This is a genomic window from Kaistia sp. 32K (assembly GCF_016629525.1).
GTDB lineage: Bacteria > Pseudomonadota > Alphaproteobacteria > Rhizobiales > Kaistiaceae > Kaistia.
This window is the reverse complement of the sequence record NZ_AP024269.1, coordinates 1,313,217-1,329,240: the sequence shown is the minus strand read 5'-3', so window position 1 is coordinate 1,329,240 and position 16,024 is coordinate 1,313,217. Positions and strand designations below refer to the sequence as shown.

Below are 16,024 nucleotides of genomic sequence, written 5' to 3'. Positions count from 1 at the left end.
TGATGTCCTTCACGCGACAAATCCCATCAAGCCAAGGCAGCGATCCACGAGCAGCAAGGCGAAGAGCAGGAAAAGGTAGATGATCGAATAGCCGAACAGGCGCCGCGCCGGCACCATGGTCTCGTCGCTGTCCGGCATGCGGAAGACGCGCCAGGCGAGATAGACGAAGCCGGCGCCGAGCGCCACGGCGGCGACGCCATAGGCGAAGGAGGCGAAGCCGAGGATCGTCGGCAGCACGCCGATCGGCGCCAGGAGAACGGAATAGATCAGGATCTGCTTGCGGGTCTCGGCAAGGCCGGAGACGACCGGCATCATCGGCACGCCGGCGCGCTGGTAGTCCTGCGACTTGAACAGCGCCAGCGCCCAGAAGTGCGGCGGCGTCCACATGAAGATCATCAGGAAGAGCACGAGGCTCTCGATGCTGACGCTGCCGGTCACGGCCGCCCAGCCGACGACCGGCGGGAAGGCGCCGGCGGCGCCGCCGATGACGATGTTCTGCTGCGTCGAGCGCTTCAGCCACATCGAGTAGATGACGACATAGAAGAAGATCGTGAAGGCGAGCAGCGCGCCGGCGACGAGATTGACGAACAGCGCCAGCAGCGCGACCGAGAAGCAGGCGAGCGTCAGCCCGAAGGCGAGCGCCTCTCCCTCGGTGATCTTGCCCATCGGGATCGGGCGGGACTGGGTCCGCTTCATCACCCGGTCGATGTCGGCGTCGTACCACATATTGAGCGCGCCGGAGGCGCCGGCGCCGATGGCGATGCAGAGCAGCGCCGTGAATCCGAGGACCGGGTGAATGCCGCCCGGCGCCAGCATCATGCCGACGAATGCCGTGAAGATGACGAGCGACATCACACGCGGCTTCAGCAGCGCGAGATAGTCGGAGGGGCTAGCGAGATTGCCGGCCACAGCGTCGATCCGGTTGAGGTGCACGTCAGACATCGCCGTCACTGTTACTCGTAAATGGGGGCCGGGACGCATCCCGGCCCCTGATTGTTGCGCTTAGTGCTTGGTCTCACCAATGCGCGGCAGGACTTCCCACTGGTGGAAGGGCGGCGGCGACGACAGCTGCCACTCGAGCGTGGTCGCACCCGGGCCCCAGGGATTGTCGGGAGCCGGAACCTTCTTCAGGAGCGCGTCGATGACGCCATAGAGGAAGATCAGGACGCCGAAGGCCGAGATGTACGAGCCGATCGACGAGATGAAGTTCCAGCCCCAGAACGCATCCGGGTAGTCGACGATACGGCGCGGCATGCCGTCGAGACCGAGGAAGTGCTGCGGGAAGAAGACGAGGTTCACGCCAATGAACATCACCCAGAAATGCGTCTTGGCGATGGTGTCATTGTACATGTAGCCGAACATCTTCGGGAACCAGTAGTACCAGCCGGCGAAGATCGCGAACACGGCGCCGAGCGACAGCACGTAGTGGAAGTGCGCGACGACGAAGTAGGTGTCCTGGAAGGAGCGGTCGAGACCGGCGTTCGCCAGCATGACGCCCGTCACGCCGCCGACGGTGAACAGGAAGATGAAGCCGATCGCCCAGACCATCGGGGCCTTGAAGTCGATCGAGCCGCCCCACATCGTGGCGATCCACGAGAACACCTTGATGCCTGTCGGCACCGCGATGACCATCGTCGCCGCGACGAAGTAGGCCTGCGTCTCGAAGGAGAGGCCCGTCGTGTACATGTGGTGGGCCCACACGATGAAGCCGACGACGCCGATGGCGACCATGGCGTAGGCCATGCCGATGTAGCCGAAGATCGGCTTCTTCGAGAAGGTCGAGACGATGTGGCTGATCATGCCGAAGCCGGGCAGGATCAGGATGTACACTTCCGGGTGACCGAAGAACCAGAACAGGTGCTGGAACAGGATCGGGTCGCCGCCGCCCTCGGGCTTGAAGAAGGTGGTGCCGAAGTTGCGGTCGGTCAGCAGCATGGTGATCGCGCCGGCGAGAACCGGGAGCGACAGCAGCAGCAGGAAGGCGGTCACGAGCACCGACCAGGCGAACAGCGGCATCTTGTGCAGCGTCATGCCCGGGGCGCGCATGTTGAAGATCGTGGTGATGAAGTTGATCGCGCCGAGGATCGACGAGATGCCCGAAATGTGCAGCGCGAAGATCGCGAGGTCCATGGCGGGACCCGGCTGGCCCTCAGGACCCGAACCGGAGAACGGCGGGTAGATCGTCCAGCCGCCGGAGGGGCCGTTGTGGCCGGTGGCGCCCGGAACGAACAGCGAGATGATCAGGAGCAGGAATGACGGCGGCAGCAGCCAGAACGAGATGTTGTTCATGCGCGGGAACGCCATGTCCGGCGCGCCGATCATGATCGGCACCATCCAGTTGCCGAAGCCGCCGATCATGGCGGGCATGACCATGAAGAAGATCATGATCAGGCCGTGCGCCGTCGTGAACATGTTGAACACGTTCGGATTGGCGAAAATCTGCAGACCGGGCTGCTGCAGCTCGAGACGAATGCCGACCGACAGCGCGCCGCCGATGATACCCGCGCAGATCGCGAAGATCAGGTACATCGTGCCGATGTCTTTGTGGTTGGTCGAATAGACCCAACGACGCCAACCCGTCGGATGGTCGTGGTGATCAGCAGCGTGTGCAGCACCCGTGGCCATGGCCTGCTCCCTTTTTGTGTTCCAGCGGCGTCACGGCGCAGAGCACGCGCCGGAGCCGATCCATTTCAATCCTGCGACGCGGCCACCTCAGCGGGCGGCCACCTCGACGGCGGTTCCCGAAGCCTGGGCGACCTTCTCCTTGGCGACGGCGGCGGCGAGAACCTTGTAGGCACCCGGCAGATCGTCCTTGGCCTGTGCGACCCAGGCCTGGAACTGCTCCGGCGTCACGACGCGGATGGCGATCGGCATGAAGGCATGGTTGATGCCGCAGAGCTCGGAGCACTGGCCGTAGTAGATGCCTTCGCGCTCGGCGAGGAACCAGGTCTCGTTCAGGCGGCCCGGCACGGCGTCGATCTTGATGCCGAAGGACGGGACGGCGAACGAGTGGATGACGTCGGCGCCGATGACCTGCATCCGCACCACCGTGCCGACCGGCACGATCATCTCGTTGTCGACCGCGAGCAGGCGCGGCTGGTTGACCGGATCGGTGCGGTCCTTGTCCTCGAGCATGGTCGAGTCGAAGGAGACGCCGTCATGGTCGGTGTAGGTGTAGTTCCAGTACCACTGCAGGCCGGTCGCCTTGACGGTCAGCGTCTTGGCCGGATCGTAGTCCTGAACGACGCGGGCCGGGTCGGCCTGCGCGAAGAGCAGCGAGAACGACGGAACCGAGATGCCGATCAGGATCAGGATCGGCGCAAGGGTCCAGACGACCTCGATCAACGTGTTGTGCGAGACCTTCGACGGTACCGGGTTCGACTTCCTGTTGAAGCGAAGCACCACGTAGGCAAGCAGACAGAGGACAACGAGAACCACGATCGCCATGGCGATGGTGATGCCCGCGTTGAAGCGGTGGATCATGTCCATGATCGGCGAGCCAGAGGGCTGCATCCACATCGACCAGGGCGCCGGCTGGGCGGCCTCGGCCGCTCCCGTCAGTCCGCCGAGGACAGCCACAGACGCTCCACCGAACGCCAAAAATGATCCGAGACGCGTGATCGCCTTCGTCACGTGTTCACTCCCTATCCATGCCATCGCGGCATCGAAGCCGATCAGCGCAACGAAACCCGAAAAACGGCCTCCGTTGCGCCATTTTCCACAACAGTATAGGCCGAAGGCGTTTTCTGCCATGCGCAGAGTTTGGAATCGGCCGAATATCGACCGAGACAAATCACATGCCCCTTTGGCTCGCAACGGGGGATCGTGAGATGGGATGCGGCAAATCGCGCTCGCCGAAGCGACCCGCAAGGGTTACTGCGCCGCACCCCGTCGTGCATGGATGTGCGACACATGTGAGAATCGAGGAGATCGCTCGGTGAAGGTATTTCCGACTGTGCGCCAAGGCGCATTCCGGCCCATGCGAATCGTCCAGGCGGGCCTCGCAGCGGCTGCCCTGGCGGCCGCTATGCCCGGCGCCGCCATGGCGCAGGGCGTCTCCAAGGGCATGCATGGCGACTGGGAAACGCGCTGCGACAAGCCCCCGGGCGCGCAGGGCGAAGTCTGCTCGATGATGCAGTTCGTGACGGCCGAGGACCGCGACAATGTCGGCCTTTCCGTCATCGTTCTGAAGACGGCGGACAAGAAGGCGAAGGTGATGCGCGTGCTGGCGCCGCTCGGCGTGCTGCTGCCCTCCGGCCTCGGCCTGAAGATCGACCAGAACGAGATGGGCCGCGCCGGTTTCGTGCGCTGCCTGCCGGATGGCTGCCTGGCCGAGGTCATCCTCGACGACGAGCTGATCAAGAAGCTGCGCGACGGCAAGACCGCGACCTTCGTCATCTTCCAGACGCCGGAAGAAGGTATCGGTATTCCGATCTCGCTGACGGGCTTCGGCCCCGGCTTCGACGCCCTGCCCTAGCAGAAAGAACCGCCTATGGCCCGCATTGAGACGATGGAATCACTGCGGGCCATCTATGGCGCTCCCAAGGCCCGCTCGGTCGCCAAGCAGTTGGACCGGCTCGACCGGCACTGCCGCGCCTTCATCGGCCTCTCGCCGTTCCTCGTCCTCGCAACCCAGGGCGCCGACGGGTTCGGCGACGCCACGCCGCGCGGCGATCATCCGGGCTTCGTGACGGTCCAGGACGACCAGACGCTGATCATCCCCGACCGCGTCGGCAACAACCGCATCGATTCGCTTGCCAACATCGTCGAGCGGCCCGGCATCGGCATCCTGTTCCTGATCCCCGGCGTCGACGAAACGCTGCGCGTCAACGGCACGGCCATGATCGACGACGACATCGCGCTGCGCACCGCCCACATGGCCGAGGACCGGATCCCCGCCACCGTGCTCGTGGTGACGGTGCGCGAGGCCTATCTGCAGTGCGCCAAGGCGCTGATGCGCTCGAAGCTGTGGGCGCAGGAGAGCCGCGTCCCGCGCGATAGCCTGCCGACCATGGGCGAGATGCTCAGGGACCACACCCGCTCGCACGAGGCGGCCGAGACCCAGGCGGAGATGCTCGCCCGCTACGCCACGTCTCTGTACTGAGCGCGAGATGCCTATCGCTGGAGGGCGTCGTCGCGCAAACCCAGCGGCGGCTTCACTCCAAACCTCCGAGCCTTCCAGACCGATCGACCCGCTCCACCATCATCCTGAGGTGCTTCGCGTAAGCGAAGCCTCGAAGGAGGATCCAGCGGAGCGCTCTCGCTTGCAGGCGAAATCCATCCCGCGATCGACATCCGGTATTCCCTAGACCCTCCTTCGAGGCCCGGCTTCGCCGGGCACCTCAGGATGATGGTCGAGGTTGGGAATGCGGCCGGGGAGGATGAATTCCCCGAAACGGCATTCGGGAGGGCTCAGCACCCTCACCTCTCCCTGAGGGAGAGGTCGGAGCGAAGCTCCGGGTGAGGGTTTAGGGAACCCTCAGGATAGAGCATCCCTCTACCGGAGCCTCACTGGCGAGGCCGTAAACCCTCACCCGCCGGCCTGCGGCCGTCGACCTCTCCCTCAGGGAGAGGCGAAGGAAACGCCCGGCTCAGACACGACCCAACCTCACTCCGCGAGCTGGACCCCGAGGCTCTGCAGCGCTTCCCAGTAGGTCGGGTAGGTCTTGGCGACGCAGCCTGGATCGAGGATCGTGATCGCGCCGATCTTCAGGCCGGCGAGCGCGAAGCTCATGGCGATGCGGTGGTCGGCATAGGTCTCGATCCGCGTCGACAGCACCTCACCGGCGAGCGACGGGTCGGAGGCGACGATCAGGTCGTCGCCCTCCTCCGTGCCGAGGCCCGGCCGGATGCGCGACAGCTCGGTCGCCACCGCGGCGACGCGGTCGCATTCCTTGACGCGCAGGTTGGCGATGCCGACGAAACGCACCGGCGTCTCGTTGAAGGCGGCGAGCACGGCGATGGTCGGAATCGCGTCCTGCATCTGCGAGCCGTCGATGACGGCCGGAAGATGCGGGAACTGGGCGATCACCTCGCGCGCCTTGGCGTCGGGCTGGGTGAAGGCGTCGGACGGCACGCCGAGATCGATCTTGCCGCCGGTCAGCACCTCGGCCGCCCAGAGATAGGTCGCGGCGGAAGCGTCGGGCTCGATGACGTAGTCGACCGCGCGGTAGCCGGTCGGCTGCACGCGCCAGCTGGCGGCGTCGATCTGCTCGACCTCGGCGCCGAAGGCGCGCATCGCCGCGATCGTCAGGTCGACATAGCCGCGCGCGCCGATCTCGCTGCCGGTCAGCGCCACTTCGATCGGGCCGTTGCCGAAGGCCGCCGCCATCAACAGCGCCGAGACGTACTGGCTGGAGAGGCCGCCATCGATCTCGACCCGGCCGGCGCCGAACGCGCCCGTGCCGTGCACCGTGACCGGCGGATAGCCGTTCGCGTCTGATGCCTCGATGCCGAGCGAGCGCAGCGCCTCGACCAGCGGGCCGATCGGCCGCTTGCGCATATGCGCGTCGCCATCGACGACGACCGTGCCCTCGACCAGCGTCACCGCCGCGCTCAGGAAGCGCATGGCGGTGCCGGCATTGCCGAGGAAGAGCGGCGCGGACGGCGGGTTCAGCCGGCCCGTGCTGGTGACGATGAAGCTGGTGTCATCCGGCTCGTCGATGGTGACGCCCATGGCGCGCAGCGCCTCGGCCATCAGCTTGGTGTCGACGCTCTTCAGCGCGCCGGTCAGCCGGCTCGTGCCCTTGGCCAGCGCCGCCAGCAGCAGGGCGCGGTTGGTGATCGACTTCGATCCCGGCGGCGTGACGCGGCCATTCAGCGGGCCCTCCACCGGGATGATCGTCAGGGCCTGCTTGTCCAGGCCGAATGCCGTCGCCATTCTCGTCTCCGTCTTCCTCACCGGGATCGCGGCGCAAAGGCGCGTCATCGACGTCGCCGCGGCCTTCGATCCCATCACTCTGTTCCGTGCCGCTGCGTATGGGCCATTCGGGGGCCGGAAGGCAATGGGTTGCGCGTCGCAGGCGGCTCGACAAGGCCGCTCCTTCGCATCAAGCTCGCGGAAAATTCCCGCGCGAACCCAGGATGGCCGTCATGATCCGCATTGCCCTTCTCGCCACGGCCCTCTCCGGCCTGACCGCCATCCCGGCCGGGGCCGCGAGCTTCGATTGCGCCAAGGCCTCGGCGCCGGACGAGATCGCCATCTGCCGCAATCCGGTCCTTTCCGAGCGCGATACCGAGATGGCGGCGCTCTGGTTCGCCTACAGCAAGATCCCGATGATGATGGGCGGCAACGGCAATCGCCACGACGCGGCGCGCGATTTCCTCGCCCAGCGCGCCGCCTGCGGCGGCAATGTCGCCTGCCTCCAAAGCGCCTATGACGCACGGATCGCCACGCTGAAATCCGATATTCCCGCGGCGCTCGGCAACGCCTGCAACAATCCCTGATCCGACTGCCCGGCGGATCGATCTGTCGCGTCCGGGCTTGCGAGGGGTGCGAAACGGCGCGCGATCGCCTATTTCAGCTGCTGACACACTTTCCCGGAGCTTCCCATGGCCGATGAACAACTGTCCATTCTCGCGCGCGCCGGCCTCGACCGCGAAGAGACCCGAGGCGTCGTCGCCGAGGCCCTTTCCGGCGCCGACGATGGCGAGCTCTATCTCGAATATGCCCAGTCGGAAGGCCTCGTCTTCGACAATGGCCGGCTTTCCGGCGCCAGCTTCGACACGCGCCAGGGATTTGGCCTGCGCGCCGTGGCCGGCGAGGCGGTTGGCTACGCCCATGCCGGCGAGGTGTCGCTCGACGCGATCCGCCGCGCCGGCGAGGCCGTCGCCTCGGTGAAGCGCGGCCATTCCGGCACGCTGGCTGAGCCGCCGCAGGGCACCAACCGCATTCTCTACACCGACGAGAACCCGCTCGGCAGCCCCAGCTTCGCCGACAAGGTCAAGCTGCTCGAGGCGATCGACGCCTATGCGCGGGCGAAGGATTCGCGCGTCCGCCAGGTCAGCGCCTCGCTCGCGGGCTCCTGGCAGGTGATCGAGATCCTCCGCCCCGACGGCACTTATCGACGCGATATCCGCCCGATGGTCCGCGTCAGCGTCTCGATCATCGCCGGCGAAGGCGACCGCCAGGAGCAGGGTTCCTACGGCATGGGCGGCCGCGAGGGCTTCGGCCAGTTCGTCACCACCGAGCGCTGGCACCTCGCCGTCGACGAGGCGCTGCGCCAGGCGCTGGTCAATCTGGAAGCGGTCCCTGCGCCTGCCGGCACGTTCGACGTCGTGCTCGGTCCCGGCTGGCCGGGCGTCATGCTGCATGAGGCGGTTGGCCACGGGCTGGAGGGCGACTTCAACCGCCGCGGCGAGAGCGCCTTCGCCGGCCTGATGGGCCAGCAGGTCGCGGCGAAGGGCGTCACCGTCGTCGACGACGGCTCGATCCTCGACCGGCGCGGCTCGCTCTCCTTTGACGACGAGGGCACGCCGACGCAGTCGACGACGCTGATCGAGGACGGCGTCCTCGTCGGCTACATGCAGGACCGCCAGAACGCCCGGCTGATGGGCATGAAGCCGACCGGCAACGGCCGCCGGCAGTCCTACGCGCATGTGCCGATGCCGCGCATGACCAACACGATCATGAAGAGCGGCAAGGACGATCCGGCCGAGATCCTCGCCTCGGTCAAGAAGGGCCTCTACATGGTCTCGTTCGGCGGCGGCCAGGTCGACATCACGAGCGGCAAGTTCGTGTTCTCCTGTACCGAAGGCTACATGATCGAGGACGGCAAGATCGGCGCGCCGGTGAAGGGCGCCATGCTGATCGGCAACGGCCCGGAGGCGATGAAGCGCGTCTCCATGGTCGGCAACGACATGGCGCTCGACCTCGGCATCGGCACCTGCGGCAAGAGCGGCCAGGGCGTGCCGGTCGGCGTCGGCCAGCCGACGCTGCGCATCGACCAGATCACGGTCGGCGGCACGGCGGGGTGATCCGCTGGCCAGTCACCTCTCCCCAGGGAGAGGTGACGAAGAGCGCCAACTGAGGGCGATCTTTACGGATAGAGCCGCTCGCGGTTCCAGTCGCCCTCGCCCGGCACGTCGCGGCGGAACACGATGCGGTCATGCAGGCGGAAGGCGCCGTCCTTCCAGAACTCGATCTGGGTCGGCAGGATGCGGAAGCCGGACCAGTGCGGGGGGCGCGGGATCTCGCCGATGGCATGCTTCGCCGCTAGCGCGGCCACCGACTTTTCCAGCGCGAAACGCGATTCGAGCGGCTCGGACTGCTTCGAGGCCCAGGCGCCGAGCCGGCTGTGGCGCGGCCGGGTCTTGAAATAGGCGTCGGCCTCCTCGGCCGTGACCGGCTGCACCGGCCCGCGCACGCGGACCTGGCGGCGCAGGCTCTTCCAGTGGAACAGTGCCGCCGCCTTAGGATTGGCGAGCAGCTCCCGGCCCTTGGCGCTGCCATAATTCGTGTAGAAGACGAGGCCCCGCTCGTCGAAATCCTTCATCAGCACCATGCGCACGTCCGGAAGCCCGTCCGAATCGACGGTCGCCAGCGCCATGCCGTTCGGATCGTTCGGTTCCGAGCCCTCCGCCTCGAGCAGCCAGGCTGCGAAAAGCGCAAGGGGATCGGTCGCGGCTGTGAAGTCACTCATCCTTAATCATCTTTTCCGATGCTGCGATCCGCAGAGCGTCCGCTGGGGGTCATTCGTGCTGCTACGGGACAGACATATATCGACCGGACGGCATATGACCAGACAAGACGGGATCGCAGGGGAATGCGGATGATCGGCGGCCTCCGACCGCTCCTGCTGATCGCCGGTTGCTGCGGCCTCGCCGGCTGCGGCCTCGTGCCCGGCGGACCCGAATCGGATCTCGACACGATGACCACCGCCTCGATCGCGCCGGCCAGGCCCGCGACGCCGGCGAAGCCCACGCGCTCGGTCGTCGAAGCGGTGGCGCCGTCCGACTGGGAGCATATCCGCCTGACGGCCTCGACCTTCATGCCGGGTTCGACCAATGGCGACGTCATCGACTGGACCAATCCGGACACCGGCTCGAACGGCACGTTGTCGCCGGTTCGCGTCGCCAGGACCGAGCCGGACGGCCGCAATTGCCGCGCCTTCTCGCTGACGGTCAGCGACGTGCGCGGCATCCGCCGCTACAAGGGCGACGCCTGCCGCGCGACGGACGGCATGTGGCAGCTCTTCGAAGTCGTTCCCGAAGACAGCGCACTTCTCTAATCTTCCAGCGATTCGAGGCGATTGGAATCAATTCCTAGCCTCCCTATGTTATGGAGAGTTCCGGTGCCGCATGGCGGGCCGGGATGAATCCTGCCCTTAGAGGGGGTTTCCCATGCGTGATCCATATCAGGTGCTCGGCGTCGAGAAGAAGGCGACCGCGGCCGAGGTGAAGAAGGCGTTCCGCCGTCTCGCCAAAAAACATCATCCCGACCAGAATCAGGATGACCCGAAGGCTCAGGAGAAGTTCTCCGAGATCAATTCGGCCTACGAGATTCTGGGCGACGACGAGAAGCGCGGCCAGTTCGACCGCGGTGAAATCGACGCCGAAGGCAAGCCCAAGTTCCAGGGCTTCGAAGGCTTTTCCGGTTTCGATCCGAGTTCCGCCTCCAGCTCCGGCGCCCGCAGCTTCCGCTGGTCGTCAAGCGGCGGCGGCAATGGCGGCGCCGACGACATCCTGAACGACCTGTTCGGCTTTGGCGGCAGCCAGGGCGGCGGCTTCAGCGGTTTTGGCGGCCAGACGGGCGGCTTCAGCAGCGCTTCGGGCGGTTCCAGGGCCTCGGCCCAGCCGCGCGGCCGCGGCGAGGACGTCTCGGCGGCCGTCGCGGTGACGCTCGAGCAGATCGTCCGCGAGGAGAAGGTCCGCGTCGAACTGCCGACCGGCCGTACGCTTGAGATCTCGATTCCCGCCGGCACACGGCCCGGCCGGGTGATCCGGCTGCGCGGCCAGGGCTGGGCGAGCCCCACCGGCGGTCCCTCGGGCGACGCGCTCGTCACGGTCGAGTTCGTGCCGCATCCGCTGTTCAAGGTCGATGGCGACGCGCTTCGCCTCGACCTGCCCGTCACGCTCGACGAGGCGGTTCTCGGCGCCCGGGTCCGGGTGCCGACATTGACCGGCTCCGGCACGATGACTATCCCCGCCCGTTCCGACGGCGGCCGCGTCATGCGCCTGAAGGGCAAGGGCCTGCCGACCTCGGTCGGCGGCCATGGCGACCTGCTGGTCTCGCTGAAGATCGTCCTGCCCGAGACGATCGAACCGGAATTCGAGGCGCTGATGCTGCGCTGGCGCGACCAGAAGTTCTATTCGGCGCGCGGCCCCGAGTTCGAAGGCTGAAGCTAGGGTCTCACGACTGACGCGGGCAGAAGAAAGCCCCTCACCCAACCCTCTCCCGCCAGCGGGAGAGGGCTTTTGGCCGGCGCCCTTCCTCGATTTGTAGGCCGCTATCGCGCGCGCAGACGATCCCCCTCTCCCGCTCGTGGGAGAGGGTTGGGTGAGGGCCTGCTTGCTTGCCTACTTGCAGACCAGACGATTTAAGGCCGGGGCGCCGCGGCGCGGCGGAGGCGGTCGACGATCGCCTCGCCGAGCCCTTTCATCGGGATCGGCGCCACGGCGATCGTCTCGGCCCTGCCGTCGAGCTCGCGCAGGGCCGAGAAGAGACGCGCCGCCGCCTCGATCAGGTCGCCGCGCGGGCTCAGATTGATGACGGCTGACGCCAGCTCGGCATGCCGGGGCAGCGTCGGCCCGAAGGCGATCAGCGCCTCGCCCGGCAGCACCTCGGCCGCGTCGAGGCGCACCATCGCGCCCGGCGCATAATGCGAGGCGAGCTGTCCCGGCGCCGTCGGTGCGTCGGGATCGGAGAGCTCCACCTTCTCGACCGGCATGCCGGCGACCGCCTCGATTTTTTCGCGCGGCAGGCCGCCAGCCCTGAGCAGCGCCAGCCCGGTCGGCGTCGCGGCGAGGATGGTCGATTCCACCCCGACATCGCTCGGCCCGGCGTCGAGCACGATCGCCACCCTGGCGCCGAGATCGGCGACGACATGGCCCGCCGTCGTGGCACTGACATGGCCGGAGCGGTTGGCGCTCGGCGCCGCGAGCGGCCGGCCGAAGGCCTTCAACAGCGCATGCGCCGCCGGATGCGACGGCATGCGCACCGCCAGCGTGTCGAGCCCTGCCGTCGCGAGATCCGAGACGCCGGCATCGGCGCGCTTCGGCAGCACGAGCGTCAGCGGACCCGGCCAGAACGCCTCGGCCAGGCGCCGCGACACGGGGTCGAACACCACCAGCCGCTCGGCCGCCTCGAGATCGGCGACATGGGCGATGAGCGGGTTGAAGCTCGGCCGTCCCTTGGCCGCGTAGATCCGCGCCACCGCCTCGCCATTGGTGGCGTCGGCGGCGAGACCGTAGACCGTCTCGGTCGGCATCGCGACGAGCTGGCCGGCCTCCAGCGCCGCCACGGCCTCGCTGAGCGCGCCGGCGTCGTCGGCGGGACGAATGTTGGAGGGTCTGTGCGCGGCCAAGCCGATCTCCCGAAAACCATCTGCGGCGGAATACGCCAAAAGGACCGGCGCGCCCATCCAGTCAACCCACGCATAGCGCGAGTAGTTTTTCGGGCACAACCGAGACACTCGGAAAATGCAATCAAATTCGTTCGGACACTTTACTTCATGGCGGGCGCAGTCCAATTCTCCATGCCGGACTGCAGGGGGCTGACAGCGCATGAAGGACAGCATGAGTTTACCGATTGCCATCGAGACGAAGGGCGGGATCACCGTCATTCGGATCGACCGGCCGGAGACTCAGAATGCGCTGACGGTCGACATGATGGCGGCCATCTCGGATGCCCTCGTCCGGGGCGAGCGCGACGGCCGCACCAAGGTGTTCGTGCTGCTCGGCACCTCCGGCGTCTTCTCGGTCGGCAGCGACCTGCGCGAAATGCTCAACTTCGCCGATGCGGGCCGGCTCGATGAAACCGTCATCCGCTTCCTGAAGACGATCGCGACGATCGAGAAGCCGATGATCGCCGCCGTCGACGGCCTCGCTCTCGGCCTCGGCGCCCACATCCTCCTGCATTGCGACTATGTCATCGCCAGCGAGTGGTCGGCGTTCGAATCAAATTGCGTCGAGATCGGCATCATTCCGGGCGGCGCGGCGACGCTGCTGGCGCCGCGCGTCATGGGGCCGCAGCGCGCCTTCGAATTCCTCGTGCTCGGCGAGCGCTTCGACGCCGATCGGGCCTATCAGGCCGGCCTCGTCAACCGCGTCGTTTCCGCCGCCGACGTCGAAAAGACCGCTTTCGCCATCGCGAAGAGCCTGATCGGCCGCTCGCTGGAAACGGCCGAGCTGACCCGCCGGCTGCTGCGCGGCGACCGGCGCGACGTGCTGGCCAGGATCGACCAGGAGATTGTTCATATTTCGGACCGGCTGCGCTCCCCCCTCGCGCGGGACACACTGGTCGCCTACATGCGCAAGACGCACTGACGGCGGTACGCGCCGCCGACGATGCGGGCTGCGGGGATCCGGCTGGCGGATCCACCGACGACCAGGAACCATCATGGCGACGCTTCTGATCCACCATCCGATCTTCGCCAGGCATCTCGTGCCCTTCGGGCATCCGGAGCGCCCCGAACGCATCCAGGCCGTCGAGGCGGCGCTGGAGGACGAGCGCTTCGCGACGCTGCTGCGCCAGGAGGCGCGGATGGCGGATGTCGAGATGATCCTGCTCTGCCATCCGCGCTCGCATCTCGAGGCGATGCGCCACTACAGCCCGTCCGAAACCATGATCCGGATCGATGCCGACACGACGATGTCGCCGAAGACGCTGGAAGCGGCGCTGGTCGCGGTCGGCGGCGCCTGCCAGGCCGTCGACGCGGTGATGGACGGCGACGCGAAGAATGCCTTCTGCGCCATGCGCCCGCCCGGCCACCATGCCGAGCCCGATCGCGCCATGGGCTTCTGCTTCTTCAACCAGGCGGCGATCGCCGCCCGCCACGCCCAGCGCGGCCACGGCATCGAGCGCGTCGCCATCGTCGACTGGGACGTGCATCACGGCAACGGCACGCAGGCGATCTTCTGGGACGATCCCAGCGTGCTCTACGCCTCGACGCACCAGATGCCGCTCTATCCCGGCACGGGTGCGGCGAGCGAGACCGGCGCCGGCAACATCGTCAATGCGCCGCTGCCGCCCGGCGCCGGCAGCGCCGAATTCCGCCACGTCTTCGAAAGCCGCATCCTGCCGGCGCTTGATGCCTTCCGGCCGGAACTCGTCATCATTTCGGCCGGCTTCGACGCGCACCACCGCGATCCGCTCGGCGAGCTGAACCTCGACGAAGAGGACTTCGCCTGGGCGACCGACCGGCTGATGGAGAGCGCGGCGCGCCATGCGCATGGCCGGATCGTCAGCATTCTTGAAGGCGGCTACGACCTGAAGGCGCTGGCGGCCTCGACGGCCGTGCATGTCGAACGGCTGATGCAGGCCGGCTGACCGGGCATCCGGGTCGCGCCGGCCGGAACGGCTTGCATCGCGCCGCCCGATGGCCGAAAAGGTTCGCCGCACAATCCGGAGACCGTTTCATGTCCGACACCCAGACCGCTCTTGAGAGCCTTTCCTTCGAAAAGGCCCTGGCCGAGTTGGAGACGATTGTCGGCCATCTCGAGCGCGGCGACGTTCCGCTCGAGGAATCGATCAAGATCTACGAGCGCGGCGAAGCGCTGAAGAAGCATTGCGACGCGCTCCTGAAGCAGGCCGAGGCGAAGGTCGAGAAGATCCGCACCGGCGCCGGAGGCCAGGCGACCGGCACCGAGCCGCTCGACGTCGACTGATCCGGCCTTTGAGCGACCAAGCCTTCCGGCGACGTCATCGCTGAACAATCCGTCGCCGGAACGGAGCCTTTCGGTTCATACTGCGCGTCTCCATTATCGGTGCTGCCCGTGATGCAGAGGAGAGTGCCATGAGCCGCCTGCCCGATATCGATCCCATTTTCGGCGACGCCGCGTCGAGCGACGCCATCGAGCTGGTCGTGGTGCCGCGTTCCGTCGATCTGGGCGGCTTCGCCGTCAAGCGCGCCCTGCCGACGGTCAAGCGCCGCATGGTCGGCCCGTTCATCTTCCTGGACCAGATGGGCCCCGGCGACCTGCCGGTCGGCGAAGGCCTCGACGTCCGGCCGCATCCCCATATCGGCCTCGCGACCGTCACCTACCTGTTCGACGGCGAGATCATCCACCGCGATTCGACCGGCGTCGAGCAGGCGATCCGGCCGGGCGACGTCAACTGGATGACGGCCGGCAGCGGCATCGCCCATTCCGAGCGCTCCAGCCAGGAATTCCGCCAGAAGGCGAACGACCGCCGCATCGGCGGCCTGCAGACCTGGGTGGCGTTGCCGAAGGACCAGGAAGAAGTGGCGCCGGTCTTTCACCACCACGGCCGGGGCGACCTCCCCGTCATCACCGGCGACGGCGTCGACCTCCGGCTGATCGTCGGCTCCGCCTATGGCGAGACCTCGCCGGTCCAGACCTTCTCCGACACGATCTATGCCGACATCGTGCTGCAGCCGGGCGGCAAGCTGCCGGTCGACGCCCAGCACGAAGAGCGCGCCATCTACATCTTCGAGGGCGAGATCGAGATCGCGGGCGACGTGTTCGAGGCCGGGCGGCTGCTGGTGCTGCGCCCGGGCGACCCGATCCTCGTCACCGCGCGGGCGCCGAGCCGGCTGATGCTCGTCGGCGGCGCGCCGATGGAAGGCCCGCGCCACATCTGGTGGAACTTCGTCTCCTCGTCGAAGGACCGCATCGAGCAGGCCAAGGCCGACTGGAAGGCAGGCCGCTTCCACAAGGTCTATGGCGACGAGAAGGAATTCATCCCGCTGCCGGACGGGCCGTAGGGGGCGAGAGGCGGGTGGAGGAGCACTGGCCCTTCACCTCTTCCTGAGCAGACTTGCAGAGCACCCACCCCCATCATGCTGAGGAGACCCGAAGGGTCGTCTCGAAGCACGCAGAGCGGCTGTGCAATCCACGGCACCGC

At 67.1% G+C, this 16,024-nt stretch carries 16 protein-coding genes; 10 read left to right on the top strand and 6 right to left on the bottom strand.

Annotation, left to right across the window (positions count from 1 at the left end; translation table 11 throughout):
* Positions 1 to 9: 9 nt before the first annotated feature.
* The 3 genes from cyoE to coxB form a co-directional block, all read right to left on the bottom strand.
* A complete protein-coding gene (cyoE, locus tag K32_RS05835; protein ID WP_201403121.1) occupies positions 10 to 942 on the bottom strand; it encodes a heme o synthase in 933 nt (310 codons plus the stop codon).
* A gap of 60 nt (positions 943 to 1,002) precedes the next feature.
* Positions 1,003 to 2,625 (bottom strand): cytochrome c oxidase subunit I, encoded by a 1,623-nt coding sequence (gene ctaD, locus K32_RS05830; RefSeq protein ID WP_201403120.1) that lies wholly within the window; start codon positions 2,623 to 2,625, stop codon positions 1,003 to 1,005.
* Positions 2,626 to 2,712: 87 nt separating this feature from the next.
* Positions 2,713 to 3,657 carry a cytochrome c oxidase subunit II gene (gene coxB / locus K32_RS05825; protein WP_201403119.1) on the bottom strand — a complete coding sequence of 315 codons (945 nt, stop codon included), beginning with the start codon at positions 3,655 to 3,657 and terminating at the stop codon, positions 2,713 to 2,715.
* Between the two features lie 322 nt (positions 3,658 to 3,979).
* Between coxB and K32_RS05820 the strand changes: the two genes are divergently transcribed.
* Positions 3,980 to 4,477, top strand: a complete 498-nt coding sequence (locus tag K32_RS05820; protein WP_201403118.1) for an invasion associated locus B family protein — start codon at positions 3,980 to 3,982, stop codon at positions 4,475 to 4,477.
* A gap of 15 nt (positions 4,478 to 4,492) precedes the next feature.
* On the top strand, positions 4,493 to 5,104 hold the full coding sequence (locus tag K32_RS05815; protein WP_201403117.1) for a pyridoxamine 5'-phosphate oxidase family protein: 612 nt from the start codon (positions 4,493 to 4,495) through the stop codon (positions 5,102 to 5,104).
* A 504-nt stretch (positions 5,105 to 5,608) separates the two neighbouring features.
* Here the strand turns inward: K32_RS05815 and aroA are convergent.
* Entirely contained in the window at positions 5,609 to 6,880 is a 1,272-nt protein-coding gene (gene aroA / locus K32_RS05810; RefSeq protein WP_244669866.1) for a 3-phosphoshikimate 1-carboxyvinyltransferase, read from the bottom strand.
* A gap of 212 nt (positions 6,881 to 7,092) precedes the next feature.
* Between aroA and K32_RS05805 the strand changes: the two genes are divergently transcribed.
* On the top strand, positions 7,093 to 7,446 hold the full coding sequence (locus K32_RS05805; RefSeq protein WP_201403116.1) for a lysozyme inhibitor LprI family protein: 354 nt from the start codon (positions 7,093 to 7,095) through the stop codon (positions 7,444 to 7,446).
* Positions 7,447 to 7,551: 105 nt separating this feature from the next.
* Entirely contained in the window at positions 7,552 to 8,976 is a 1,425-nt protein-coding gene (gene tldD, locus K32_RS05800) for a metalloprotease TldD (protein ID WP_244669865.1), read from the top strand.
* Positions 8,977 to 9,038: 62 nt separating this feature from the next.
* Here tldD and pdxH read toward each other — a convergent pair whose 3' ends face one another.
* A complete protein-coding gene (gene pdxH / locus K32_RS05795) occupies positions 9,039 to 9,641 on the bottom strand; it encodes a pyridoxamine 5'-phosphate oxidase (protein WP_201403115.1) in 603 nt (200 codons plus the stop codon).
* A 129-nt stretch (positions 9,642 to 9,770) separates the two neighbouring features.
* On the opposite strand from pdxH, the gene K32_RS05790 reads away from it, so the two are divergent.
* Entirely contained in the window at positions 9,771 to 10,229 is a 459-nt protein-coding gene (locus K32_RS05790) for an RT0821/Lpp0805 family surface protein (protein ID WP_201403114.1), read from the top strand.
* A 112-nt stretch (positions 10,230 to 10,341) separates the two neighbouring features.
* Positions 10,342 to 11,340, top strand: coding sequence for a DnaJ C-terminal domain-containing protein (locus K32_RS05785; RefSeq protein ID WP_201403113.1), 999 nt, complete (start codon positions 10,342 to 10,344; stop codon positions 11,338 to 11,340).
* Positions 11,341 to 11,537: 197 nt separating this feature from the next.
* On the opposite strand, the gene K32_RS05780 is transcribed toward K32_RS05785, so the two are convergent.
* Positions 11,538 to 12,524: an L-threonylcarbamoyladenylate synthase gene (locus K32_RS05780; protein ID WP_201403112.1), complete on the bottom strand. Its 987-nt coding sequence runs from the start codon at positions 12,522 to 12,524 to the stop codon at positions 11,538 to 11,540.
* Between the two features lie 199 nt (positions 12,525 to 12,723).
* Here K32_RS05780 and K32_RS05775 point away from each other — a divergent pair, with 199 nt between their 5' ends.
* The 4 genes from K32_RS05775 (at position 12,724) to K32_RS05760 (ending at position 15,884) form a co-directional block, all read left to right on the top strand.
* Positions 12,724 to 13,485 (top strand): enoyl-CoA hydratase-related protein, encoded by a 762-nt coding sequence (locus K32_RS05775; RefSeq protein ID WP_201403111.1) that lies wholly within the window; start codon positions 12,724 to 12,726, stop codon positions 13,483 to 13,485.
* A 73-nt stretch (positions 13,486 to 13,558) separates the two neighbouring features.
* Positions 13,559 to 14,488, top strand: a complete 930-nt coding sequence (locus K32_RS05770) for a histone deacetylase family protein (protein WP_201403110.1) — start codon at positions 13,559 to 13,561, stop codon at positions 14,486 to 14,488.
* A gap of 89 nt (positions 14,489 to 14,577) precedes the next feature.
* Complete coding sequence (locus K32_RS05765) at positions 14,578 to 14,826, top strand: exodeoxyribonuclease VII small subunit (RefSeq protein ID WP_201403109.1); 249 nt, start codon at positions 14,578 to 14,580, stop codon at positions 14,824 to 14,826.
* 128 nt (positions 14,827 to 14,954) lie between these two features.
* Entirely contained in the window at positions 14,955 to 15,884 is a 930-nt protein-coding gene (locus K32_RS05760; protein WP_201403108.1) for a pirin family protein, read from the top strand.
* Positions 15,885 to 16,024 lie beyond the last annotated feature (140 nt).

Coding starts and splice junctions, on each gene's coding strand:
- aroA (WP_244669866.1), bottom strand. CDS start 6,880: ATGGCGACGGCATTCGGCCTGGACAAGCAGGCCCTGACGATCATCCCG.
- K32_RS05805 (WP_201403116.1), top strand. CDS start 7,093: ATGATCCGCATTGCCCTTCTCGCCACGGCCCTCTCCGGCCTGACCGCC.
- tldD (WP_244669865.1), top strand. CDS start 7,552: ATGGCCGATGAACAACTGTCCATTCTCGCGCGCGCCGGCCTCGACCGC.
- cyoE (WP_201403121.1), bottom strand. CDS start 942: ATGTCTGACGTGCACCTCAACCGGATCGACGCTGTGGCCGGCAATCTC.
- K32_RS05820 (WP_201403118.1), top strand. CDS start 3,980: ATGCGAATCGTCCAGGCGGGCCTCGCAGCGGCTGCCCTGGCGGCCGCT.
- coxB (WP_201403119.1), bottom strand. CDS start 3,657: ATGGCATGGATAGGGAGTGAACACGTGACGAAGGCGATCACGCGTCTC.
- K32_RS05785 (WP_201403113.1), top strand. CDS start 10,342: ATGCGTGATCCATATCAGGTGCTCGGCGTCGAGAAGAAGGCGACCGCG.
- K32_RS05815 (WP_201403117.1), top strand. CDS start 4,493: ATGGCCCGCATTGAGACGATGGAATCACTGCGGGCCATCTATGGCGCT.
- K32_RS05790 (WP_201403114.1), top strand. CDS start 9,771: ATGATCGGCGGCCTCCGACCGCTCCTGCTGATCGCCGGTTGCTGCGGC.
- K32_RS05770 (WP_201403110.1), top strand. CDS start 13,559: ATGGCGACGCTTCTGATCCACCATCCGATCTTCGCCAGGCATCTCGTG.
- pdxH (WP_201403115.1), bottom strand. CDS start 9,641: ATGAGTGACTTCACAGCCGCGACCGATCCCCTTGCGCTTTTCGCAGCC.
- K32_RS05775 (WP_201403111.1), top strand. CDS start 12,724: ATGAAGGACAGCATGAGTTTACCGATTGCCATCGAGACGAAGGGCGGG.
- ctaD (WP_201403120.1), bottom strand. CDS start 2,625: ATGGCCACGGGTGCTGCACACGCTGCTGATCACCACGACCATCCGACG.
- K32_RS05765 (WP_201403109.1), top strand. CDS start 14,578: ATGTCCGACACCCAGACCGCTCTTGAGAGCCTTTCCTTCGAAAAGGCC.
- K32_RS05760 (WP_201403108.1), top strand. CDS start 14,955: ATGAGCCGCCTGCCCGATATCGATCCCATTTTCGGCGACGCCGCGTCG.